A 22,809-nucleotide genomic window follows, 5' to 3' on the forward strand; every position below is an offset into this window, starting at 1 on the left:
GCCCGGCAGCCTACGAGGTCAGGACCCGGTGAGGACGACGAGTCGCTGGGTCGCGCGGGTCATCGCGACGTACCGGTCGACCGCCCCCTGGACGCCCTCGCCGAACGTTTTCGGGTTGACCAGGACGACCAGGTCGAACTCCAGCCCCTTGGACAGCTCCGGGCTCAGCGACCGGACGCGATTCGTCGCCGGCTGGAATGTGGGCTCGCCGATGACGCAGGCGATCCCGTCGGCGTGCTCCGCGAGCCAGCCGTCGACAATCGCGTCCAGCTCGCGCACCGATCCGTGGGTCACCGGAATCCCGTTGCCGCGGATCGAGGTCGGCACGTTCGCGTCCGGGAGCACGGCCCGGATGACCGGCTCGGCCTCCGCCATGACCTCCCGCGGCGTCCGGTAGTTGATGCTCAGCGAGGTCAGGGTTACCCGGTCGAGGCCGACGCGTGCGAGTCGTTCCTGCCACGACTCGGTGAACCCGTGCCGGGCCTGGGCGCGGTCGCCGACGATGGTGAAGCTGCGCGACGGGCAGCGCGACAGCAGCATCTGCCACTGCGCGTCGGTCAGCTCCTGCGCCTCGTCCACGACGATGTGCGCGAACGGGCCGGCCAGCAGATCCGCGTCGGCGCTGGGGAGCACTGCCTCGTCGACCAGCGCGTCCTGCAGGTCCAGTTGGCGCAGGCTCGACAGCACACCCTCACCGTCGTCGTAGGCGTGGGCCTCGATCAGCTCGTCGACGACCGTCGCCATGCGCGCGCGTTCGACGGCGATGGTGGCCTCGTGGCGGCGGGTACGCCCCGACGCCTCCGGGTCACCGAGCCGCTGCCGTGCCGCGTCCAGCAGCGGCAGGTCGGACACCGTCCAGGCGCGGGCGTCGACGCGCTGGAGCCGGCGGATGTCCTCGGGGTCGAGCCAGGGGGCGCACCTGCGCAGATAGGCGGGCACCGACCACAGGTCGGCGACGATGTCGGTCGCTTCGAGCAGCGGCCAGGCGCGGTTGATCGCCGTGCGCAGATCCCGGTTGCGCACCAGCGACCCGCGTATTAGGTCGTCCGACTCGTCGCCGTCGTACCTGCCGAGCAGGATCGCCAGCAGCTCCTCCCAGATCTCGTCACGCGCCTCGTTGTGCGGGGTGCCGGGTCCGGGCGCCTCGAACGCCTGGGCCCAGTCGTCCGCGCTCAGCCGCACGTCGGTGTCGCCGGCCGTGACCGTCATCGCCGTGGTCGGCGGCTCCTCGTAGAACCGCACGGCCGCCTCGATCGCCCGGACCAGGTCCGCGGAGGACTTCAGGCGGGCCACGTCCGGGTCGGCCTCGACAGTCGCCGCGGCGCCCTGGGGTACAAGGTCGCGCAGGGTGCAGGTCTGCACGTCCTCCTCGCCGAGACTCGGCAGGACGTCGGCGACGTACGCCAGGTAGGGCTGGTGCGGCCCGACGAACAGCACGCCGCCGCGGCGGTGCCCGAGGCGGGGGTCGGAGTAGAGCAGGTACGCGGTGCGGTGCAGCGCCACGACGGTCTTGCCCGTGCCCGGACCACCGTCGACGACGAGAGCGCCCCGCGATCCGGCTCGGATGATGGCGTCCTGGTCGGCCTGGATGGTGCCGAGCACGTCGCGCATCCGGGCCGACCGGTTGCCGCCGAGGCTGGCGATGAACGCGGACTGGTCGTCGAGCGCCGCGTGCCCCTCGAACCCGTCGGAGGTGAACACCTCGTCCCAGTAGTCGCTGACCCGGCCGAGCGTCCAGCGGTACCGACGCCGGCTCGCCAGTCCCATCGGGTTCGCGTGGGTCGCACCGAAGAACGGCTCGGCCGCCGGGGAGCGCCAGTCGAGCAGCAGCCGCCGACCGTTGCCGTCGGTGAGGCCGAAGCGTCCGATGTAGACGGGCTCGGGGTCGTCCGCGCTGACGATGCGCCCGAGGCACAGGTCCAGACCGAAGCGACGCAGGGCACGCAGGCGACCGGTCAGCCGGCGGATCTCCTCGTCCCGCACGACCGCCTGGCGACCCTTGCCGGCGGGTGCCCGGCGCTCGACGTCGAGGCGGTCGGACAGGTCGGCGATCGACTCCTCCAAGCTCGCCGCGATGACGGCGAAGTGCTGCTCGTCACGGGCGATCAGCGCCGGGTCGGCCTTGGCGGCGAGGTTGTCGGGAAGGTCGAAAACGCTGGCCGCCGCCGACGACTTGTGCATGTGTTGGCTCCCGTTTCCGCAGGTCCTGGCCTTGGACGGGCAATTCTGCGGTACACCGGGGGCCTTGCCGCAAGTCCCCCCATGCGATATATGTTGGATATGGCGGGGAGAGTTGTCCCCCGTCCTCAGGGCTTCCGTTCGGCGTAGACGAGATCCATCGTGTCGGTCCGCCCGCTCCAGCGGAGCTCCAAATGCCAGCAACCCGCGCTCGGCATGTCGATGATCGACGGGCCTGGCCCGCCGGCGACCTCCCGCGTCACAGTGGTGTCGGTGCCGTCCAGCGTCGCGGTGATCACCAGCGTGGCCGGCGCGCTCGGGTCGGGCGACGTCATGGCGGAGCGGGCCACCCACAGGATCTTGTTGTTCGATCCGTCCGGCCGGGCCAGCGCCAGCGGGTGAGCGAACAGCACCGCCACGATGTCGCCCCTCGCGCCGAAGACGTGCGGCGCGCGGGTGTCGCCGTGGAACCCCGCGTCCGCCCAGTCGGGCAGCGACCCCGTCTCGACCCGCGACGCGCAGCCGGTCGCCGCCGATGCCGTGGCGGCCGGCGGTGCTGCCGCGCCGCCGGCCGCCGGTGTGGACGCGCCGCCGGCCGCCGTGGTGGTCGGGTCAGCGGCCGCACAGCCCGCCAGCAGGAGAACCGACCCCAGCAGGAACCTGCCCCAAGTGCCCATTGCGCTCCCTTCACGGAAATCAGGTGCCTCGCACCAGAGAGACACCTCTCGGGCCGGCCAGGTTCCTAGGTGAGCGAGCGGGCGATCGCGAGCGCCTCGGCCTCGCTGAGTTCACCCTCCAGTCGATAGGTCACGTCGGCCTCCTCCCAGATGAGCGTCGAGGCGGAGAGCCGTGCGGTCTCCTTGCGGACCAGCCCCGACCGGTCCACGTACGACACGACGTGGGGACCGTCGACCCAGATGGCGAAGTTGCCCTTGACCTGCGTCCACGTCACTTCCGGTCGGTTGGTCCGCTTGTGGAAGATCAGGTCGAGGCGACCGTCGAACGCGTCGAGGCGCAGCCTGCCGCCGTCGTAGAGCAACGTCGCCACCCGACAGGCGCCGGCGCCATCCGGGTCGGCGACCAACGCCCGCTCCGGTGGACCCAGCGTGGACGGCATCCGGATCGGGAAGCGCACCGCCCGTCGCGCCTCGTCCAGCCCGACCGTCCGCTGCGACGGCAACGGCGACGGCTCGCCCGTGGGCAGCGACGGCGTGGGCGAGGTGGCGATGCTGACGCCGGCGAAGCGCAGCACCTCCCCGAGGGCGCCGGCGATGGCGGTACGCGTCGGCGGCAGCACCGCGACCAGCAGGGCCGCGAGCGCCGCCGCGGCGTAGGAGCGCCAACGGCGACGCCGCCGTACGCCCCTGACGAGCCGGTCCCGTACGCCCGCGGTCACGTCCGGCGCGTCGGGCGTCGCCAGCCAGGCGGACAGGTCGCGCAGCTCCGCTTCGAGGTCGCCCGCCCTCCGATCGAGGTCACCCATGGCGCACCTCCTCGTCGGCGAGCAGGGCGCGCAGCTTCGCCAGTGCCCGCGAGGTCCGCGACTTCACCGTGCCCCGGGGCCAACCCAGGGTCGCCACCGTCTCCTCCTCGCTGAGGTCGAGGAAGAACCGGCAGACGATCACCTCACGGTCGCGTACCGGAAGTTGCCGCAGGGCCGCCACCAGCGCGGCGCGGCGCTCACCGGCGAGGACCGCCCCGACCGCGTCGTCCTCGGCGACCTCTGCCGTCGGGATCGCCGCCGCTCGCAGGACCAGGCCATCGCGGCGCGTGCGTGAGCGGTGCAGGTTGCGGGTCTCGTTGGCGACGATCGCCAGCAGCCAGGATCGGAAGGACGACTCTCCCCGATAGCGGGACAGCTTGCGGTACCCCTTCACAAACGCCTCCTGGATGACGTCCTCGGAGTCCGAGCCCGCGCCGAGCAGCACCGCCGTCCGGTGCGCGGACGCGGTGTGCCGGGCGACCAGGAGGTCGTACGCCTCCAGGTCGCCGGCCCGAGCGCGGGTGACGAGCACGTCGTCGTCCAGGGAAACCTCCGGTTCGATCACACTGGTGACACCGCTCACGCGCACCGGGTTCCGTCTGCGCCCCGCCAGGTCAGATTTCTCCCACCCGGCGTGCAGCGTATTGCCAGGAATCGGTGCTGAACTGGAGAGGCGTCCGAGGAGAGGGGCTGGGCATGGGCTGGTTCAACCGGCGGTCACGGGGCACCGAGGCGACCCCGACGAAGCTGGACCGCGAGGCCACCCGGGACGACCTCGCCGCGCTGGAGTCGTTCGTCGCCAGCCGCCGGGGGGTGGAGTTCTACCTGGAACCGGAGACCACCGCTACCGACACCACGGTGGTGGCGATCGCCCACGACGGCGAATGGATCCGTCGCCGCACCGGCACACCCCGCGCGGCGGGCGCCATCGCCCGCAAGCACGCGGTGCCGCTGTACGAGGCGGCCCGCACCGGCTACCCGGAGCGGATGCGCGTGTGGAACCGGGCCCACCCGGAGCGGCACGCCCGCTGAGCCGCCGGCCTCTTGTCCCGGTCAGGCTGCCGCGCGTGCCAGGGACCGCTCGACGAGCGTGAGGATGTCCGGCAGTAGCAGTTCGTTGCCGCCGACCGTGGCGGTCGCGCGGGTGCTGTGGGCAGTGCCATCGAGGTCGACCACCTGAGCGCCAGCCTCCCGAGCGATCACCACACCGGCGGCGGTGTCCCACGGTTTGTTGTTGAGCATGATGAATGCGTCGACCCTGCCCTGAGCCAACCACGCGAGATCGATCGCGGCGGAGCCGTGCATGCGTATCCGCTGGACCTGCCCGGTGAGTTCCTCGGTAATGGCGAGTCGATCGGCGTTCTTCCGGCTGGCATCGGCGCCGACGGCGTAGTCGCCGATGGCGATGACGGCGTCCCTCAGGTCACTGACTCGGCTGGCGCCGATGCGGTCGTTGTTGGCGTATGCGCCGTGTCCCTCGGCGGCGTGGTAGCGGGTGCCGAGGAACGGCAGGTCGATGACGCCGAGGACGGACCGGGTGCGGTGGACGAGACCGAGCGAGATCGCGCACAGCGGTGAGCCGTGGATGAAATTGACGGTCCCGTCCACCGGGTCGAGGGCCCACGTGAGTGTGCTGGTGTTGCCGCTGCTGCCGTACTCCTCGCCGAGGAACCCTATGTCGGGTGCCTTCGCGGCCAGATGCTCGCGAACCTGTCGCTCGATGGTGTAGTCCAACTCGGAGGCCATGTCACGGTCGTCCTTGAAGGTGAGAGCACCGGGCTGGAGAGTCCGCATCAGGCCACGCGCCAGGTCGACGGCCTCGTGTGCAAGCGGAAGGAGATCGGCGTAGTCGTTCATAGCTGGCGGCTGCGCTCCCAGAGCGAGGTGAAAATATCGTCGAATACCGCGTACAGGCCGGAGGTCTGCGCGGTGCGTTCGATCACCATCGTCGGGCAATCGACGCCGCGCATTCGCGGCAGATAGTGCTGGACGATGCAGAGCCGGTCGTCGATCAGGAGGACGTTGGCACGGATCGACTCGTCGTACACGCGGACGGCGAGGCGGTCACGCACGCCCGGCGCGAGCTGGGTGCGGATCCGGCGCGTCAGGTTCTGAATGTTGAGTTCGGTGAGCGCGCTGAGATGCCCCGGCACAACTCGATCTCGTCGGCGAGTTCTATGGTCACTCCCTCGCGCTGGCCCTCTATCTCGCGTCCTGCATGAACGAGGCGATCCACGACCAGTTCAACCTGGGCGGTCACCCCGACCTCGCCGAGATGCACGCGCGCTTCCTGGGCTGGCTGTCTCTGACTCGTCGACCCCGCCACTGTCGGCCGATCGGTGAACTTCGCCAGCAGGACCTCTGATCGCAATATGTCAATTGATGGTGGCCGTTGGCGTGCGGAGGGGTGGCGTTGACCGGCGGCCGACCGGTGTGGCAGCATTCGCGGCCTGACGGCAGTGAAGGAAGTCGGTGCGAATCCGACGCGGTCCCGCCACTGTCACCGGGGAGCGATCCCCCCTCGTGAGTCACGGCCGTGTGTCTGCGGTTGGAAGGCCGGGGGAGAGCATCGATCCGGAAGCCAGGATACTTCGGCCGTCGGGACGTACCCCAGGGCGTGGACACCCGAGGAGGACCCGATGACGCTTGGCGTCTCCATCATCGACGGCTGCTGCCGTCTTCCGCACCGCGGCCGTGCCGTCGCCGCGATCGGCATCGACTCCGTTCACCGCTGAGTTCCGGACCGCGCCGCCCGTCGCTCCCGGCCGCAGGCCGCTGAGCCGGCCGGACCGCGGCCTCCGCTGAACCCTGCGCCCATCCCACGTCGCCAGGCCGCTCTCGCGAGCGTGCCGACGTTACCGTCCGGAGCCTGCCGTGCGCGTTCTGCTGCTCTCCACCGCCGACACCGACCTGCTGGCCGCCCGCGCCAGTGACGCCGACTACCGGCTCGCCAACCCGGCGCGGGTGGCGGCCGACGAGGTGCCCGCCCTGCTCGACGGGGTCGACCTCGCCGTCGTACGCCTGCTCGGGGGTCGGCAGGCGTGGCCGGACGGCCTCGCCGCGGTGCTGGCCAGCGGCGTGCCGACGGTCGTGCTCGGCGGTGAGGCGGTGCCCGACGCGGAGCTGATGGCGGTCTCCACGGTGCCGTCCGGAGTGGTCACCCAGGCGTTGGCGTACCTGGTGGAGGGCGGGCCGGACAACCTCGGGCATCTGGCCCGGTTCCTCTGCGACACGGTGCTGCTCACCGGCGAGGGGTTCGCCCCGCCCGCGCCCACCCCGGCGTACGGCGTGCACGGCGACCACCCGACCGACCCGCAGCGGCCCACGGTGGGGATCGTCTTCTACCGGGCGCACGCCCTCGCTGGCAACACCGCCTTCGTCGACGTCCTGGCCGAGGCCGTGCGGGAGGCCGGGGGCAACCCGCTGCCGATCTTCTGCGGCTCCCTGCGGGGCCTGACCACGGGCGCGGGCCCGCTCGGGCTGTTCGCCCGCTGTGACGCGCTGCTGGTCACCGTGCTCGCGGCCGGCGGCGCGGTCGCCGCCCACGCGTCCGGAGGTGGCGACGAGGACGCGTGGGACGTCGGCGCGCTCGCCGCCCTGGACGTGCCCGTCATCCAGGCGCTCTGCCTGACCAGCACCCGGGAGCAGTGGGCCGGCAGCGACGCCGGGCTATCCCCATTGGACGCGGCGATGCAGGTGGCCATCCCCGAGTTCGACGGCCGGATCGTCACCGTGCCGTTCTCGTTCAAGCGGATCGACGCCGACGGCCTCTCGGTCTACGCCGCCGACCCGGAGCGGGCCGCCCGGGTGGCCGGCATCGCGGTGCGGCACGCCCGGCTGCGGTACGTGCCCAACGCCGACAAGCGGGTCGCCGTGGTGCTCAGCTCGTACCCCACCAAGCACTCCCGGGTCGGCAACGCCGTCGGGCTGGACACCCCCGTCTCGGCGGTCCGGCTGCTCGCCGCGCTGGCCGAGGCGGGTTACCACCTGGGTGACGCGCCGCCACCCGACGACGGCGACGCGCTGATCCACGCCCTGATCGCCGCCGGTGGGCACGACGTGGAGTGGCTCACCCCGGAGCAGTTGGCCGCCGCCGAGGCGCGGGTGCCCGGGCAGACGTACCGGCGGTGGTTCGAGGCGGCGCCGGCCGAGCTGCGCGAGCGGATGCGGGAGCACTGGGGTGAGCCGCCCGGCGAGTTGTACACCGACGGTGGCGACATCGTGCTCGCCGGGCTGCGCTTCGGCAACGTGGTGCTGCTGATCCAGCCGCCGCGCGGCTTCGGGGAGAACCCGATCGCCATCTACCACGACCCGGACCTGCCGCCGAGCCACCACTACCTGGCCGCGTACCGCTGGCTGGCCGCGTCGGTCGCGGACGGCGGGTTCGGCGCGGACGCCGTGGTGCACCTGGGCAAGCACGGAACCCTGGAGTGGCTGCCCGGCAAGGGCCTCGGCCTGGCGGCCGACTGCGCGCCCGACGCGGTCCTCGGTGACCTGCCGCTGGTCTACCCGTTCATCGTCAACGACCCCGGCGAGGGCACCCAGGCCAAGCGGCGCGCGCACGCCGTGGTGATCGACCACCTGGTGCCGCCGATGGCCCGCGCCGAGACCTACGGCGACCTGGCCAAACTGGAGCAACTGCTCGACGAGTACGCCACCGTGCAGGCCCTCGACCCGGCCAAGGTGCCGACCGTGCGGGCCCAGATCTGGGACCTGGTCCGTGCCGCCGAGCTGCACCACGACCTGCACGCCGAGGCGATGCCCGACGCCGACGACTTCGACGACTTCGTGCTGCACCTCGACGGGTACCTCTGCGAGGTCAAGGACGTGCAGATCCGCGACGGGCTGCACATCCTCGCCGACGCGCCGACCGGCGAACCCCGGGTCAACCTGGTGCTCGCCGTGCTGCGCGCCCCGCAGATCTGGGGCGGCGCCCACGCCCTGCCCGGCCTGCGGCAGGCGCTCGCCGCCGCGTACGGCCTCGACGAGCGGGAGCTGCTCGCGTCGCCCGGGCGGCGGATCGTCCTGCCCACGGCGCTGACCGACGCGGTGGACGGGCCCGCCGCCACGGCCGCCGACGCCGTCGACCTGATCGAGGGCCTCGCGCGGCGGCTGGTCGTCGGCATGGAAACCCTGGACTGGGCGGCGGATGCGGTCGACGCGGTGGTCGCGGAGGTGACCGGGCAACCGATCCCGGACGTCGCCGCGGTGCTGCGCTTCGCGGCCACCGAACTGGTGCCCCGGCTGGCGCGCACCACCGACGAGCTGACCCACACCCTCGGGGCCCTCGACGGGCGGTTCGTGCCGCCCGGACCGTCCGGTTCACCCACCCGGGGCCTGGTCAACGTGCTGCCCACCGGCCGCAACTTCTACTCCGTCGACCCCAAGGCCATCCCCAGCCGCAACGCCTGGGACGTCGGGGTGGCCCTCGCGGACTCGCTGCTCGCCCGGCACCTCGCCGACACCGGCACGTACCCCCGATCGGTGGGGTTGACCGTGTGGGGCACCAGCGCCATGCGCACCCAGGGCGACGACATCGCCGAGGTGCTCGCGCTGCTGGGCTGCCGCCCGGTCTGGGACGACCGGTCCCGGCGGGTCACCGGCGTCGAGGTGGTGCCGACCGCCGAGCTGGGCCGGCCGCGCGTCGACGTGACCGTGCGCATCTCCGGCTTCTTCCGCGACGCGTTCCCGCACGTCGTGGCGCTGCTCGACGACGCCGTGCGGCGGGTCGCCGCGCTCGACGAGCCGCACGACGACAACTACGTGCGGGCGCACGTCGCCGCCGACCTCGCCGAGCACGGTGACGAGCGGCGGGCCACCGCCCGGATCTTCGGCTCCAAGCCTGGGGCGTACGGCGCGGGCCTGCTGCCGCTGATCGACGCCCGGACCTGGCGCAGCGACGCCGACCTGGCCGAGGTGTACGCGGTGTGGGGCGGCTACGCGTACGGCCGGGGCCTGGACGGGCGGGAGGCGCGCGCCGACATGGAACGCTCCTTCGCCCGGATCGCGGTGGCGGTGAAGAACCAGGACACCCGCGAGCACGACATCGTCGACTCGGACGACTACTTCCAGTACCACGGCGGGATGGTGGCGATGGTCCGTCACCTCACCGGCACGTCACCGCAGGCGTACGTGGGTGACTCGGCGATGCCGCACGACGTGCGCACCCGCACGCTGGGCGAGGAGACCCGGCGGGTGTTCCGGGCCCGGGTGGTCAACCCGAAGTGGATCGCCGCGATGCGCCGACACGGCTACAAGGGCGCGTTCGAGCTGGCGGCCACCGTGGACTACCTGTTCGGCTACGACGCCACCGCCGGCGTGGTCGACGACTGGATGTACGAGCACCTGGCCGCCGCGTACCTGTTCGACGACACGACCCGGGAGTTCCTGGAGCAGTCCAACCCGTGGGCGCTGCGTGGCATCACCGAGCGGCTGCTGGAGGCCGCCGACCGGGGGCTGTGGGCCAAGCCGGAGCCGGCCACCCTGGACCGACTCCGGGACACGTACCTGGCCAGCGAGGGCGACCTGGAGGACCGAGCATGATCACCTACCCGTTCAGCGCGGTGCTCGGCATGGCCGACATGCGGTTGGCGCTGCTGCTCAACGCCGTCTCCCCGGCGATCGGCGGGGTCCTCGTGCGCGGCGAGAAGGGCACCGCCAAGTCCACCGCCGTGCGGGCTCTCGCCGCGTTGCTGCCCCCGGTCCGCCACGTCGCCGGCTGTCGCTTCGGCTGTGCTCCCGCCGAGCCGGACCCGGGCTGCCCGGACGGGCCGCACCCGGCCGACGCCATCGCCGAGACCCGTCCGGCCCGTCTCGTGGAGTTGCCGGTCGGCGCCGCCGAGGACCGGGTCGTCGGTTCGCTCGACCTGGAGAAGGCCCTCGGTGCGGGGGTACGCGCCTTCGAACCGGGCCTGCTCGCCGCCGCGCACCGGGGCGTCCTCTACGTCGACGAGGTCAACCTGCTGCACGACCACCTCGTCGACCTGCTGCTCGACGCCGCGGCGATGGGCCGCAGCCACGTTGAGCGCGAGGGTGTCTCGGTCAGCCACGCGGCCCGCTTCCTGCTGGTCGGCACCATGAACCCGGAGGAGGGGGAGCTGCGCCCGCAGCTGCTCGACCGGTTCGGGCTCACCGTCGAGGTGGGTGCCAGCCGGGATCCGCAGGTGCGGGTCGAGGTGGTGCGTCGCCGACTCGCCGCCGACGCCGACCCGGCGGGCTTCGCCGCCCGGTGGGCCGACGCCGATGCCCAGGTCGCCGCCCAGGTGGCCGCCGCCCGCAGCCGGCTTCCCGGGGTACGCCTTCCGGACGCCGCGCTGCGGCAGATCGCCGAGGTGTGCGCCGCGTTCGACGTGGACGGCATGCGCGCCGACATCGTCACCGCCCGTACCGCTCTCGCCCACGCCGCCTGGCACGGACGGGACCGGGTCACCATCGACGACGTACGGGTCGCCGCCCGCCTAGCCCTGCCGCACCGCCGCCGCCGTGACCCGTTCGACACGCCGGGCCTGGATGAGAAGCGCCTCGACGAGGCGTTGCAGCGTGCCCAGGACGCCCACCCCGACGACCCGGACGACGAGGGTGGCCCGCACGACGGTGGCCCCGCTGGATCGCGCCCCGACGGCTCGGACGGTGGCGGCCCGGGCGGTGGGCGCGGCGGCCCGGACGACGGCGGCTCTGACCGTCGTGGCCCGGACGGCGGTGGTCCGCAGGGCGGTGGCGGCGGCGCCGACCGCAGCGGCCCCGACGGTGGCAGCTCCGACGGCAGTGGCGACCCTGTTGACCAGGGCGAATCCGGCGCGGCCGAGCGCTCGGGAGCAGGTGCCGACGCCGGTCCGGACGGGCGCGTCGAGTCGCCGAACGGGCGGGACGACGGATCGTCCTCGACCGACGACTGGGGCGGGCGCCGTCGGAGCGCCGGGGCGCAGGCCGGCGACGACGACCCGACCCGGCAGTGGGGCTCCGGTGGACAGGGTCAGTCGGTGGCCGTACCCCGAGGTGGTCTGCGGGCCCGGTTGCTCACCGCGCCCGGCGTCGGTGACGGCGTGCCCGGGCGGCGGTCGCGCGCCCGCACCGGGCGGGGACGCACCACCGGCGCCCGGGTGCCGGCCGCTCGGGTCGGCGCGCTGCACCTGCCGGCCACGATTCGCGCCGCCGCGCCACACCAGGCGGCCCGGGGGAGGCTGACCGGCCCGCTGCGACTGCGCCCGGACGACGTGCGCGAGGCGGTCCGGGAGGGGCGGGAGGGCAACCTCGTGCTGTTCGTGGTGGACGCCAGCGGGTCGATGGGCGCCCGGCAGCGGATGACCGCCGTGAAGGACGCGGTCCTCGCGCTGCTCACCGACGCCTACCAGCGGCGGGACAAGGTCGCGGTGATGGCCTTCCGGGCCAGCGGTGCGCGGACGCTGCTGCCGGCCACCTCGTCGGTGCTGGCCGCCTCGACACGGCTGGCCGAGCTGCCCACCGGTGGTCGGACGCCGCTGGCCGAGGGCCTGCTCGCCGCCGCCGACCTGCTGCGGCTGGAGCGCCGACGTGACCCGAAGCGCCGCCCCCTGGTCCTCATCGTCACCGACGGCAGAGCCACGGCGGGCACCCGCCCCCTGGACCGGGCGGCCGGAGCGGCGGCGGTCCTCGCGGCAACGGGCGCCCCCTGCGTCGTCGTGGACTGCGAGTCCGGCCCGATCCGCCTGAACCTCGCCCGCCGCCTGGCCACCCAGCTGAACGCCCCGCTACACACCCTGACCACCCTCACCCAGCCCCACTCCCACCGCCGCGATCTTGCAGTTCCTGTCGCGACATGAAGGGACGAACTGCGCATATGACCAACAGAAACTGCAAGATCGCGGGAGTGCCCGCCGGACGGGGGACGGACTGATGCCGCAGGGACAGCCGAGCGTGGTGCCTGCTGACGGGTTGACGACCCGGCAGCGACGGCACCGGCCACTGCTGATCGTCCACACCGGACAGATGAAGGGGAAGTCGACCGCTGCCTTCGGGTTGGCGTTACGGGCGTGGACCGCCGGCCTGCCGGTCGGGGTGTTCCAGTTCGTCAAGAGCGCCAAGTGGCGGGTGGGGGAGGAGAACGCCTTCCGGGCGCTCGGCGAGGTGCACGAGCGTACCGGCCAGGGCGCACCGGTCACCTGGCACAAGATGGGCGAGGGCTGGTCCTGGATCCAGCGCGGCGGCGAGGCCGACCACGCCGCCGACGCCCTGGAGGGCTGGCGGCAGATCCAGCGCGACCTGGCCGCCCAGCGGTACGGGCTGTACGTGCTGGACGAGTTCACCTATCCGATGAAGTGGGGCTGGGTGGACGTCGACGAGGTGGTCGCCACCCTGGCCGACCGCCCCGGCTTCCAGCACGTCGTCATCACCGGCCGGGACGCCGACCCGCGCCTGATCGCCGCCGCCGACCTGGTGGCCGAGCTGACCAAGGTCAAGCACCCGATGGACGCCGGCCAGAAGGGCCAGAAGGGCATCGAGTGGTGAGCGTTCCCTGGGCGCTGCCCCGAGTGGTCGTCGCCGCGCCGGCCAGTGGCCACGGCAAGACCACCGTCGCCACCGGTCTGCTCGCCGCGCTGCGCCGTCGCGGCCTGACGGTCAGCCCGCACAAGGTCGGCCCGGACTACATCGACCCCGGCTACCACGCCCTCGCCGCCGGGCGGCCGGGCCGGAACCTCGATCCGTTCCTGGTCGGGGCCGAACGGATCGCCGGTCTGCTGCGCCACGGCGCGAGCGTCCCGACGCCCGCCGACATCGCCGTGGTGGAGGGTGTGATGGGCCTGCACGACGGCGCGGTGGGCCGACGCGACTTCGCCTCCACCGCACACGTCGCCCGCCTCCTCGACGCGCCAGTGCTGCTGGTTCTGGACACCACCGCGCAGGGGCGCTCGGCCGCCGCGCTGACCCTCGGCATGGCCGCCTTCGACCCGGCGGTCCGCATCGGCGGGGTGATCCTCAACCGGGTCGGCTCGCCCCGGCACGAGACGCTGCTGCGCGACGCCCTCACCGAGGTGGGCGTACCGGTGCTCGGGGCGGTCACCCGCGCCGCCGAGGTCGCCGCGCCGGCCCGGCACCTCGGGCTGGTCCCGGTGGCCGAGCGGGCCCCCGAGTCCCTCGCGATCGTCACCGCCCTCGCCGAACTGGTGGAGGCCACCGTGGACCTCGACGCCGTCCTCGACCTGGCCCGCACCGCCGCGCCGCTGACCGCCGCAGCCTGGAACCCGGTCGTCGCCGTCGGCGGTCCGGCCGGCGAAGAACGCCCGCTCGTCGCGCTCGCCGGTGGCCCGGCCTTCACCTTCTCGTACGCGGAGACCGCCGAGCTGCTCACCGCCGCCGGAGCGGACGTGGTAACCGTCGACCCGCTGCGCGACCCGGCCCTGCCCGCCGGCACCCGCGCGGTCGTGATCGGCGGCGGGTTCCCCGAGGCGTACGCGGAGGCCCTCGCGGGCAACGCCACGCTCCGGGCCGAGCTGGCCGACTTCGACGGGCCGGTCGTGGCCGAGTGCGCCGGGCTGCTCTACCTCGGGCGGGCCCTGGACGGCGTACCGATGTGCGGTCGGCTGGACCTCACCGCCCGGATGACCGGCCGGCTCACCCTCGGCTACCGCGAGGCCCTGGCCGTCACCGACTCCCCGGTGGCCCGCGCGGGCGAGCCGGTACGCGGCCACGAGTTCCACCGCACCGCCACCGACCCGGGCCACGGCGAGCGGCCGGCGTGGCGCTGGAACGGCACGGACCACGGCTTCGTCGCCGGCCGCGTGCACGCCTCCTACCTGCACACCCACTGGGCTGGCCACCCCGGCGCGGCCCGCCGGCTGGTCGAGGCGTGCCGATGAGCGCGCAGCGCGCCCACGCGACGCCGACCGTCGACGGGTGTCCCGCCGACGCCACGCTGACCGGCGTCGGTGTCGGGCCGGGTGACCCGGAACTGCTCACCGTCAAGGCCGTGCGGATCCTGCGCGAGGCCGACGTGGTCTTCGTACCCGTGCTGGCGGACCGGGTCGCGCCGACCGCGACCGCCGGTGCGACGCCACCGGGCGCGCAGGCCGGACGGGCCGAGGCGACCGTCCGGGAGTACGTGCCGGCGGACCGGCTGCGTCGGCTGCCGTTCGCCCTCGACGACCGGGGTGGGGTGACCGCCCGCCGGACGGCGGCCTGGGACGACGCCGCCCGGAGCGTGGTCGACGCGGTCGACGCGGGCGCGCGGTCCCTCGCCTTCGCCACCATCGGCGATCCCAACGTCTACTCCACCTTCGGCTACCTGGCGCAGAGCGTCCGCGCGCTGCGCCCCACCGTGCGGGTGGCGACCGTGCCCGGCGTGACCGCCATGCAGGAGCTGGCCGCCCGCAGCGGCGTTGCGCTCTGCGAGGGACGCGAACCGCTCACCCTGCTGCCGGCCACCGCCGGTCTGGCGCTGTTCGCCGATGCCCTCGCCGGGCCGGGCACCGTGGTCGCCTACAAGGGCTGGCGGCGGCACCCGGAGCTGCTCGCCGAACTGCGCCGACAGGGCCGCCTGGACGACGCGGTTCTCGGGCGCAGCCTCGGCCTGCCCGGCGAACACGTCGGCGGAGTCGACGACACCGCGCACGACCTGCCGTACCTGTCGACGCTGCTGGTGCCCGCCCGCCGCGACCACCGAGGAGGAAAGCTGTGACCAGCAACGGCAAGGTGTGGTTCGTCGGGGCCGGCCCGGGTGCGGCGGACCTGCTGACCCTGCGGGCCGCCCGGGTGATCGCCGCGGCGGACATCGTGATCTGGGCGGCCAGCCTGGTGCACGCCGACGTCCTCGACCACGCGCGCCCCGACGCGGAGATCGTCGACTCGTCGCAGCTGCCCATCGAGGGCGTGCTCCCGCTCTACCAGCGCGCCGCCGAGCAGGCGCTGACCGTGGCCCGCATCCACTCCGGCGACCCGGCGCTCTGGGGCGCGGTGCAGGAGCAACTGGACCTGTGCCGGACGCTCGACCTGGCCGTCGAGATCGTGCCCGGAGTGTCGTCGTTCACCGCCGTCGCGGCGCTCGTCGGGCGGGAGCTGACCGTGCCCGAGGTTGCCCAGTCGGTGATCCTCACCCGCCTCGAAGGCGGCAAGACCCCCATGCCGCCCGGCGAGCGGGTCCGCGACTTCGCCCGGCACGGCACCACCATGGCGCTGTTCCTCTCCGCCGCCCGCTCCGGTCAGGTGCAGGCCGAGCTGCTGGCCGGCGGCTACCCGACGGACACCCCGGCCGTGGTGGCGTACCAGGCGACCTGGCCCGACGAGCTGGTCGTGCGCTGCACGGTCGGCACCCTGGAGGCCACGGCCAAGCAGCACAAGCTGTGGAAGCACACGCTCTTTCTGGTCGGGCCGGCGCTGGCCGCCGAGGGGACCCGCTCGCACCTGTACCACCCCGGGCACTTCCACACCTTCCGTCGCGCCGAGCCGATCGCCCGTGCCGAGCTGCGCCGCCAGTCCGGCGTCCGCGCCGGGGGAACAGGCACACCGTGACGTACGCCGAGCCGCCGCTGCGCGAGCCGGACCTGCCGCGTACGGCGAAGGTCCGGCCCACCGCGCTGCGGACGGGTTGGACCACCGGAGCCTGCGCCACGGCGGCGGCCAAGGCGGCCGTCTCGGCGCTCGTCACCGGCGTGGCCCCGCCCGAGGTGGAGATCGGCCTTCCCGCCGGCCGCCGGGTGCGGTTCCCGGTCGAACGCTGCGAGGTGACCGGCAGCCCACCGGCGCGCGCCGAGGCGGTGGTCGTGAAGGACGCCGGTGACGACCCGGACGTCACCCACGGCGCGGAGCTGACCGCCACCGTGGACTTCACCGACGTCCCCGGGCTGCGCCTGGCCGGCGGTCCCGGGGTCGGCACCGTCACCAAGCCGGGCCTCGGGCTCGCGGTCGGTGGCCCGGCCATCAACGACACCCCACGCCGGATGATCGGCGCGGCGGTGGCCGAGGTCGTCGACCTCACCGAGGTCGGGGTCCGCGTGGTCATCAGCGTGCCCCGGGGCGAGATCATGGCCCGCAAGACCACCAACCGGCGGCTCGGCATCCTCGGCGGCATCTCGATCCTCGGCACCACCGGGATCGTCCGTCCCTTCTCCACCGCCTCCTGGCGGGCCAGCGTCGTACAGGCCGTGCACGTGATGGCCGCCCAGGGGGAGCGGACGGTGGTGTTGTGCACCGGCGGGCGTACCGAGCGGGCCGCCCGCGCGCTGCTGCCCGAGCTGCCCGAGGTGTGCTTCGTCGAGGTGGGCGACTTCACCGGCGCGGCCGTCACCGCCGCCGTGGGCGACGCGATGACCGGGGTGGTCTTCGTCGGCATGGCCGGCAAGCTCGCCAAACTCGCCGCCGGCATCCTGATGACCCACTACACCCGCTCGAAGGTGGACCTGTCGCTGCTCGGCGCGGTGACGGCCGACGCCGGCGGTGATCCGGCGCTGGTCACCGCGGTGACCGAGGCGAACACCGGACGGCACGCGTACGAGCTGTGGGAGGCCGCCGGGCTGCTCGGCCCGGCCGGGGACCTGCTCTGTCAGCGGGTCGGGCAGGTGCTGCGGCGCTTCGCCGGGCCGACGGTCACCGTGGACGTGGCGATGGTCGACTTCGCGGGCGCACGGGTGGTCGCCTCGTCGGGCCGGTGGCCGCGATGAGCCGGCCGACCGCGGCGGCCGCCGACCCGCTGGCGAACCTGGCTTCCCCGGACCCGCTGGTCACCGAGGCCGCCCCGCACCCGGTGGTGACCGTGGTCGGGGTGGACGCGGCCGGAGCGCCACCGCACCCCGCGCTCGCGCCCGCGCTGGCCGGGGCCGGGCTGGTCGTCGGAGCGGCCCGGCACCTGGCCACCGTTTCCGTGCCGCCCGGTGTGGACACCGTCGTCCTCGGGCCGCTCGCCCCGGCCGTACGGCGGCTGAGCGCCGCCGTGGCCGCCGGTGTGCCGGCCGTGGTGCTGGCCAGCGGCGATCCCGGCCTGTTCGGCATCGTCCGGCGGCTGCGCGTCGCCGGGCTGCCGCTGCGGGTGGCGCCAGCGGTGTCCAGTGTGGCCGCCGCGTTCGCCCGTGCCGGGCTGCCCTGGGACGGCGCGGCCGTGGTCACCGCGCACGGCCGCGACCCGCGACCGGCCCTGAACGCCTGCCGGGCGCTGCCACTGGTCGCGGTGCTCACCGCGCCGGGCGTCGGCGCCGCCGAACTGGGCGCCGGACTGATCGGCTGGTCCCGACGGCTGGTGGTCGCCGAACACCTCGGCACCGACGCCGAACGCGTCCGCGCGGTGACCCCCGAGCAGGCCGCCGCCGGCGCCTGGTCCGACCCGCACGTCCTGCTCAGCATCGCCGCGCCCGCCGCGCCCGTCGTGTCCGCGCCCGCCGTGTCTGCCGAGCCCGTGACCGCTGCGCCGGACCTGGTCACGCCGGCTGGGCTGCGGGTGGACAACCAGCCGGCCGCCGCGCCGGCCGGCGGCTGGGCGCTGCCGGAGGACCGGTACGCCCACCGCGACTCCATGATCACCAAGTCCGAGGTGCGTGCCCTCGTCGTCGCCCGGCTGCGGCCTCGCCTGGGCCGGCTGGTCTGGGACGTCGGCGCGGGCAGCGGCTCAGTCGGCATCGAGTGCGCGCTGCTCGGCGCCGCCGTGCTCGCCGTGGAGCAGGATGCCGCCAGTGCCGCGATGATCCGGGACAACGCCGCCGCGCACGCCGTCGACGTGCGGATCATCGTCGGGCGGGCCCCGGCGGCGCTGGCCGGGTTGCCCGAGCCGGACGCGGTCTTCGTCGGCGGTGGCGGCACCGACGTCCTCGCGGCAGTGGTGGCCCGCCGACCCGAGCGGGTGGTGCTCACCCTGGCCGCGCTGGACCGCGTCGCGCCGGCCGTGGGCCTGCTGCGCGCCGCCGGCTACACCGTCGAGGGCAGCCAGCTCTCCGCCTCCCGCCTCGCCGACCTGCCCGGCGGGTCGATCCGCCTCGCGGCCACCAACCCGGTGGTCGTCCTCACCGGGGAGCGCCCGTGCCCGACCTGACCGTCACCACCCGCGTCGGCCTGGTCGCGGCCACCGCCGCCGGCCGACGACACGCCCACACCGTCGCCGCCGCCTGGCCGCACGCGCGGGTCGTCGAGGGGGAGAGCGTCGCTGACGCGCTGCGGACCGCCTGGGCGCGCTACGACGCCGTGGTGGCGTTCCTGGCCACCGGCGCGGTGGTGCGCATCCTCGCGCCGCTGCTCGATGACAAGCGCACCGACCCGGCCGTCGTGGTCGTCGACGAGGCCGCCCGGCACGCGGTGGCGCTGCTCGGCGGCCACGCCGGCGGCGGCAACGACCTCGCGGAAGCCGTCGGCGCGCTGCTGGACGCCCGACCGGTGATCACCACCGCCACCGACGCGGTCGGACTGCCCGGCCTGGACACCCTCGGCTGGCCGGTGCAGGGCGCGGTGGCCGCCGTGTCCCGGGCCATCCTGGACGGCGAACCGGTCCGGCTGATCGTCGACGCCGACTGGCCGCTGCCCGCCCTGCCGCCGAACGTGCGGGCCGTCGACGAGGACGTGCCGGGCGACGGGTACCGGGTGCTGGTCACCGACCGGGTGGTACCGATCGACGGGCGGACGGCAGTGCTGCGGCCACCGTCGCTGGTCGCCGGCGTGGGCGCGAGTCGGGGCGTGCCGGCCGCCGAGGTGGCGGAGCTGCTGCGCCGGGTGCTGGCCGAGGCCGGCCTCGACCCGGCGAGCCTGCGCTGCCTGGCCAGCGCCGACGTGAAAGCCGACGAGGCGGGCATCCGCAGCACCGCCGACGCGCTCGGCGTACCCCTGGTGACCTGGCCGGCGACGCGGCTGGCAACTGTCGACGTGCCGAATCCCAGCGAGGTGGTCCGCGCGGCGGTCGGCACGCCGAGCGTCGCCGAGGCCGCGGCGCTGCTCGGCCCGGACGGCCGGTCCGACGCGACGCTGCTGGTCGGCAAAACCGCGACGGCGATGGCCACCGTGGCGGTGGCGCGGCACGCGCCGCGCGGCCGGCTGGCGGTCGTGGGGCTCGGGCCGGGCGCCGCCGACCTGCGGACCCCCCGCGCGGTCGCGGAGCTGCGTCGCGCGGCGGTGGTGGTCGGCTTGGATCAGTACCTCGACCAGGTGCGGGACGTGTTGCGGCCGGGCACTCGGGTGCTGTCCAGCGGGCTGGGCGCGGAGGAGGCCCGGGCCCGCGCGGCCGTCGACGAGGCCGCCGCCGGCCGGGCGGTCGCGCTGATCGGCTCCGGCGACGCCGGGGTGTACGCGATGGCGAGCCCCGCCCTGGAGTACGCCGACGAGCGGATCGACGTGGTCGGTGTGCCCGGGGTGACCGCCGCGCTCGCCGCCGGGGCGCTGCTCGGAGCGCCGCTCGGCCACGACCACGCCTACGTGAGCCTGTCCGACCTGCACACCCCGTGGGAGGTCATCGAGCGGCGGGTGACCGCCGCCGCCGAGGGCGACTTCGTGACGCTGTTCTACAACCCGCGCAGCCGGGCGCGCGACTGGCAGCTCGGCAAGGCGCTCGGCATCCTCGCCGCGCACCGGCCACCGGACACCCCGGTCGGCGTGGTGCGCAACGCCAGCCGCCGCGGCGAGCGGGTGCACCTGGCGACGCTGGCCACGCTCGACCCGGCCATCGTCGACATGTACAGCGTCGTCGTGGTCGGCAACAGCGACACCAGGCTGGTCGCCGGCCGGATGGTCACGCCCCGGGGGTACCGGTGGCGCTCGTGACGATCGGCGCCTGCCAGGGTTGCGGCGCCTGCCTGCTGACCTGCCCCACGCACGCGATCCGGCCGGTTGCCGGCGGCCTGACGGTACGTGCCGACCGCTGCACCGGCTGCCTGGAGTGCCTGGAGATCTGCCCGGTCGACGCGATCCGCGTCGCCGAGCCCGACCCCTGCGAAGGAGCCCGATGAGCCGGGTGGTGCATCCGATCGAGGTCGAGTCGTACCGCATCCTGCGCGAGCGGGTCGACCTGTCGCACCTGCCGCCGCTGAGCCGAGCGGTGACCGAACGGGTGGTCCACGCCAGCGCGGACCTCGCGTACGTCCAGGAGCTGGTCTGCGACGAGGCCGCCCTGGAGGCGGGGCTGGCCGCGCTGCGTGCCGGCATGCCGGTGGTCACCGACGTGGCGATGGTCGCCGCCGGCATCACCCGCGCCGGCCTGGAGCTGGTCTGCCCGGTCGCCGAGCCGGCCGCCGCCGAACTGGGCCGCGCGGCCGGCATCACCCGCTCGGCCGCCGCCGTGCGGATCGCGCTGGACCGGGTCGGTCCCGGCGCGGTGTGGGTGGTCGGTTGCGCGCCCACCGCGCTTGTCGAACTGCTCACCCTGGACGCCGCGCCCGCGCTGGTCGTCGGCCTGCCGGTCGGTTTTGTGGGCGCCGCCGAGTCGAAGGCGGCGCTGCGGGCCAGCGGCCTGCCCGGGGTGTCCAACGTGGGCGAGAAGGGTGGCTCGGCGGTCGCCGCCGCCGCCCTCAACGCCCTGCTCTACACCGAGGAGAAGTCATGACCGGTCTGGTCATCGTCGGGCACGGCACGCGCAGCGCTGCCGGGGTCGACCAGTTCGCCGCGCTCGTCGAGCGGGTCCGCCGTCGCGGTGACGTCGCGGACGTCGAGGGCGGCTTCATCGAGCTGTCCCGCCCGCCGCTGACCGACGCGGTCGGCGCGCTCGTCGCGCGCGGGCACCGGGCCCTCGTCGCGTTGCCGCTGGTGCTCACCGCCGCCGGGCACGGCAAGGGCGACATCCCCGCCGCCATGGGACGCGAGCAGCAACGCCACCCCGGGCTGACCTACCGCTACGGACGTCCGCTCGGCCCGCACCCGCTGCTGCACGACGCCCTCGAACAGCGCATCGACGCGGCGCTGGGCCACACCGACCGGGCCGGCGCGGCGCTGGCGGCTGCCGACCGGGCCGGCACGTGGGTGGCGTTGATCGGGCGGGGCTCCACCGACCCGGACGCCAACGCCGAGGTGGCCAAGGTCGCCCGGCTGCTCTGGGAAGGACGCGGCTACGCGGGCGTCGAGCCGGGCTTCATCTCCCTGGCGCAGCCGTCGGTGCCGGCGGTGCTGGACCGGTTGCGCCGGCTCGGCGCGCGGCGGATCGTCGTGGCGCCGTACTTCCTGTTCGCCGGGGTGCTGCCGGACCGGATCGTCGCCAAGTCGGCGGAGTTCGCCGCCGCGCACCCCGACCTGGAGGTCCGGGTGGCCGAGGTGATCGGCGACTGCGACGCCCTGGCGGATCTGGTGCTCGAACGCCACGCCGAGGCGCTGGGCGGGGACATCCGGATGAACTGCGACACCTGCGCGTACCGGGTGTTGATGCCCGGCTTCGCGGACAAGGTGGGTCGTCCGCAACGCCCACACGACCACCCCGACGACCCGGTCGGCCACCACCATCACCACGGGCACGACCACCACCATCACCACGGGCACGACCACCACCACGACCACGGTTCGGTCGCCGTGGTCGGCGGCGGGCCCGGCCCCGACGACCTGATCACGGTACGCGCAAAGGCCCTGCTCGACGCCGCGGACGTCGTCGTGGTCGACCGGCTCGCCCCGCAGGGACTGCTCGCCGGGCTGCGCCCCGACGTGCTGGTCATCGACGCCGCCAAGATGCCCCGTGGCCCGTCGATGGCCCAGGACGCGATCAACGCGGCCCTGGTGTCGCACGCCCGTGCCGGCCGGCGGGTGGTCCGACTCAAGGGCGGCGACCCGTACGTCTTCGGACGCGGCCACGAGGAGGTGCTGGCCTGCCGGGCGGCCGGCGTGCCGGTGACGGTCGTGCCCGGGGTCAGCAGCGCTCTCGCCGCGCCGGCCCTCGCCGGCGTGCCGGTCACGCACCGGGGCGTGGCGCACGACGTCACAGTGGTCTCCGGGCATCTGCCGCCCGGGCACCCCGACTCGCTCGTGGACTGGGCGGCGCTGGCCCGCGCCCGGGGCACCGTCGTGCTGCTGATGGCCGTGGACACCATCGCGAAGATCGCTGCGGTGCTGGTCGAGCACGGTCGTGCCCCGGAGACCCCGGTGCTGGCGGTGCAGGACGCGGGGCTGCCCGGCCAGAAGTCGGTGTCGGCCCGGTTGGACGAGATCGGCGCGGCCGCCGCCCGCGAGTCCGTGGGCCCGCCTGCCGTCTTCGTCGTCGGCCCGGTGGTCGCCGTCGCGGCCACCGGGCCGTGACC

20 protein-coding genes and 1 riboswitch are annotated in these 22,809 nt (G+C 74.5%); of the genes, 14 read left to right on the forward strand and 6 right to left on the reverse strand.

All coding sequences use genetic code 11. From position 1 onward, the window contains the following. Positions 1 to 18: 18 nt before the first annotated feature. The 4 genes from helR to OG505_RS08810 all read right to left on the reverse strand — a co-directional run bounded on the left by helR (position 19) and on the right by OG505_RS08810 (position 4,226). On the reverse strand, positions 19 to 2,181 hold the full coding sequence (helR, locus tag OG505_RS08795) for an RNA polymerase recycling motor ATPase HelR (protein WP_405432409.1): 2,163 nt from the start codon (positions 2,179 to 2,181) through the stop codon (positions 19 to 21). A 125-nt stretch (positions 2,182 to 2,306) separates the two neighbouring features. Further along, positions 2,307 to 2,855 (reverse strand): hypothetical protein, encoded by a 549-nt coding sequence (locus tag OG505_RS08800; RefSeq protein ID WP_405432411.1) that lies wholly within the window; start codon positions 2,853 to 2,855, stop codon positions 2,307 to 2,309. 65 nt (positions 2,856 to 2,920) lie between these two features. Further along, the gene (locus OG505_RS08805) at positions 2,921 to 3,661 is read right to left on the reverse strand and encodes a hypothetical protein (RefSeq protein ID WP_405432412.1); all 741 of its coding nucleotides are present in this window, start codon (positions 3,659 to 3,661) and stop codon (positions 2,921 to 2,923) included. Then, complete coding sequence (locus OG505_RS08810; RefSeq protein WP_405432413.1) at positions 3,654 to 4,226, reverse strand: RNA polymerase sigma factor; 573 nt, start codon at positions 4,224 to 4,226, stop codon at positions 3,654 to 3,656. Before OG505_RS08810 ends, OG505_RS08805 begins: the two co-directional genes overlap by 8 nt. 131 nt (positions 4,227 to 4,357) lie before the next feature. Here OG505_RS08810 and OG505_RS08815 point away from each other — a divergent pair, with 131 nt between their 5' ends. Continuing rightward, positions 4,358 to 4,693, forward strand: coding sequence for a hypothetical protein (locus OG505_RS08815; protein ID WP_234589536.1), 336 nt, complete (start codon positions 4,358 to 4,360; stop codon positions 4,691 to 4,693). A 21-nt stretch (positions 4,694 to 4,714) separates the two neighbouring features. Here the strand turns inward: OG505_RS08815 and OG505_RS08820 are convergent, their stop codons facing one another. Then, positions 4,715 to 5,518 (reverse strand): inositol monophosphatase family protein, encoded by an 804-nt coding sequence (locus OG505_RS08820; RefSeq protein WP_405432414.1) that lies wholly within the window; start codon positions 5,516 to 5,518, stop codon positions 4,715 to 4,717. Continuing rightward, a complete protein-coding gene (locus OG505_RS08825; RefSeq protein ID WP_405432415.1) occupies positions 5,515 to 5,814 on the reverse strand; it encodes a DUF5919 domain-containing protein in 300 nt (99 codons plus the stop codon). The genes OG505_RS08820 and OG505_RS08825 overlap by 4 nt, the downstream gene beginning before the upstream one ends. A 65-nt stretch (positions 5,815 to 5,879) precedes the next feature. Here OG505_RS08825 and OG505_RS08830 point away from each other — a divergent pair, with 65 nt between their 5' ends. From OG505_RS08830 to cobA, 13 genes are all read left to right on the forward strand, one after another. Next, the gene (locus OG505_RS08830; RefSeq protein ID WP_405432416.1) at positions 5,880 to 6,026 is read left to right on the forward strand and encodes a hypothetical protein; all 147 of its coding nucleotides are present in this window, start codon (positions 5,880 to 5,882) and stop codon (positions 6,024 to 6,026) included. 97 nt (positions 6,027 to 6,123) lie between these two features. Further along, a riboswitch (cobalamin riboswitch) is annotated at positions 6,124 to 6,253 on the forward strand. A gap of 282 nt (positions 6,254 to 6,535) precedes the next feature. After that, the gene (gene cobN / locus OG505_RS08835) at positions 6,536 to 10,204 is read left to right on the forward strand and encodes a cobaltochelatase subunit CobN (RefSeq protein WP_405432418.1); all 3,669 of its coding nucleotides are present in this window, start codon (positions 6,536 to 6,538) and stop codon (positions 10,202 to 10,204) included. Further along, positions 10,201 to 12,459: a VWA domain-containing protein gene (locus OG505_RS08840; protein WP_405432419.1), complete on the forward strand. Its 2,259-nt coding sequence runs from the start codon at positions 10,201 to 10,203 to the stop codon at positions 12,457 to 12,459. Before cobN ends, OG505_RS08840 begins: the two co-directional genes overlap by 4 nt. Positions 12,460 to 12,532: 73 nt before the next feature. After that, positions 12,533 to 13,144 carry a cob(I)yrinic acid a,c-diamide adenosyltransferase gene (gene cobO, locus OG505_RS08845; protein WP_405432420.1) on the forward strand — a complete coding sequence of 204 codons (612 nt, stop codon included), beginning with the start codon at positions 12,533 to 12,535 and terminating at the stop codon, positions 13,142 to 13,144. Continuing rightward, positions 13,138 to 14,493, forward strand: coding sequence for a cobyrinate a,c-diamide synthase (locus OG505_RS08850; protein ID WP_405432422.1), 1,356 nt, complete (start codon positions 13,138 to 13,140; stop codon positions 14,491 to 14,493). Before cobO ends, OG505_RS08850 begins: the two co-directional genes overlap by 7 nt. Further along, positions 14,490 to 15,311: a precorrin-2 C(20)-methyltransferase gene (gene cobI / locus OG505_RS08855; RefSeq protein ID WP_405432424.1), complete on the forward strand. Its 822-nt coding sequence runs from the start codon at positions 14,490 to 14,492 to the stop codon at positions 15,309 to 15,311. The genes OG505_RS08850 and cobI overlap by 4 nt, the downstream gene beginning before the upstream one ends. Continuing rightward, positions 15,308 to 16,141, forward strand: a complete 834-nt coding sequence (cobM, locus tag OG505_RS08860) for a precorrin-4 C(11)-methyltransferase (protein ID WP_405432426.1) — start codon at positions 15,308 to 15,310, stop codon at positions 16,139 to 16,141. Before cobI ends, cobM begins: the two co-directional genes overlap by 4 nt. Beyond that, a complete protein-coding gene (locus OG505_RS08865) occupies positions 16,138 to 17,289 on the forward strand; it encodes a cobalt-precorrin-5B (C(1))-methyltransferase (protein WP_405432428.1) in 1,152 nt (383 codons plus the stop codon). Before cobM ends, OG505_RS08865 begins: the two co-directional genes overlap by 4 nt. Continuing rightward, complete coding sequence (gene cbiE / locus OG505_RS08870) at positions 17,286 to 18,647, forward strand: precorrin-6y C5,15-methyltransferase (decarboxylating) subunit CbiE (protein ID WP_405432430.1); 1,362 nt, start codon at positions 17,286 to 17,288, stop codon at positions 18,645 to 18,647. Before OG505_RS08865 ends, cbiE begins: the two co-directional genes overlap by 4 nt. Continuing rightward, entirely contained in the window at positions 18,635 to 20,359 is a 1,725-nt protein-coding gene (gene cobJ / locus OG505_RS08875; RefSeq protein WP_405432431.1) for a precorrin-3B C(17)-methyltransferase, read from the forward strand. Before cbiE ends, cobJ begins: the two co-directional genes overlap by 13 nt. Further along, positions 20,347 to 20,544, forward strand: a complete 198-nt coding sequence (locus OG505_RS08880) for a DUF362 domain-containing protein (protein WP_405432433.1) — start codon at positions 20,347 to 20,349, stop codon at positions 20,542 to 20,544. Before cobJ ends, OG505_RS08880 begins: the two co-directional genes overlap by 13 nt. Next, positions 20,541 to 21,137 (forward strand): precorrin-8X methylmutase, encoded by a 597-nt coding sequence (locus OG505_RS08885; RefSeq protein WP_405432434.1) that lies wholly within the window; start codon positions 20,541 to 20,543, stop codon positions 21,135 to 21,137. Before OG505_RS08880 ends, OG505_RS08885 begins: the two co-directional genes overlap by 4 nt. Beyond that, a complete protein-coding gene (cobA, locus tag OG505_RS08890) occupies positions 21,134 to 22,807 on the forward strand; it encodes a uroporphyrinogen-III C-methyltransferase (protein ID WP_405432435.1) in 1,674 nt (557 codons plus the stop codon). The genes OG505_RS08885 and cobA overlap by 4 nt, the downstream gene beginning before the upstream one ends. Positions 22,808 to 22,809 lie beyond the last annotated feature (2 nt).

It is taken from the genome of Micromonospora sp. NBC_00617 (assembly GCF_045161355.1).
Taxonomy (GTDB): Bacteria; Actinomycetota; Actinomycetes; order Mycobacteriales; family Micromonosporaceae; genus Micromonospora.

Coding starts and splice junctions, on each gene's coding strand:
- helR (WP_405432409.1), bottom strand. CDS start 2,181: ATGCACAAGTCGTCGGCGGCGGCCAGCGTTTTCGACCTTCCCGACAAC.
- OG505_RS08800 (WP_405432411.1), bottom strand. CDS start 2,855: ATGGGCACTTGGGGCAGGTTCCTGCTGGGGTCGGTTCTCCTGCTGGCG.
- OG505_RS08805 (WP_405432412.1), bottom strand. CDS start 3,661: ATGGGTGACCTCGATCGGAGGGCGGGCGACCTCGAAGCGGAGCTGCGC.
- OG505_RS08815 (WP_234589536.1), top strand. CDS start 4,358: ATGGGCTGGTTCAACCGGCGGTCACGGGGCACCGAGGCGACCCCGACG.
- OG505_RS08820 (WP_405432414.1), bottom strand. CDS start 5,518: ATGAACGACTACGCCGATCTCCTTCCGCTTGCACACGAGGCCGTCGAC.
- OG505_RS08830 (WP_405432416.1), top strand. CDS start 5,880: ATGAACGAGGCGATCCACGACCAGTTCAACCTGGGCGGTCACCCCGAC.
- OG505_RS08840 (WP_405432419.1), top strand. CDS start 10,201: ATGATCACCTACCCGTTCAGCGCGGTGCTCGGCATGGCCGACATGCGG.
- cobO (WP_405432420.1), top strand. CDS start 12,533: ATGCCGCAGGGACAGCCGAGCGTGGTGCCTGCTGACGGGTTGACGACC.
- cobI (WP_405432424.1), top strand. CDS start 14,490: ATGAGCGCGCAGCGCGCCCACGCGACGCCGACCGTCGACGGGTGTCCC.
- cbiE (WP_405432430.1), top strand. CDS start 17,286: ATGAGCCGGCCGACCGCGGCGGCCGCCGACCCGCTGGCGAACCTGGCT.
- OG505_RS08885 (WP_405432434.1), top strand. CDS start 20,541: ATGAGCCGGGTGGTGCATCCGATCGAGGTCGAGTCGTACCGCATCCTG.
- cobA (WP_405432435.1), top strand. CDS start 21,134: ATGACCGGTCTGGTCATCGTCGGGCACGGCACGCGCAGCGCTGCCGGG.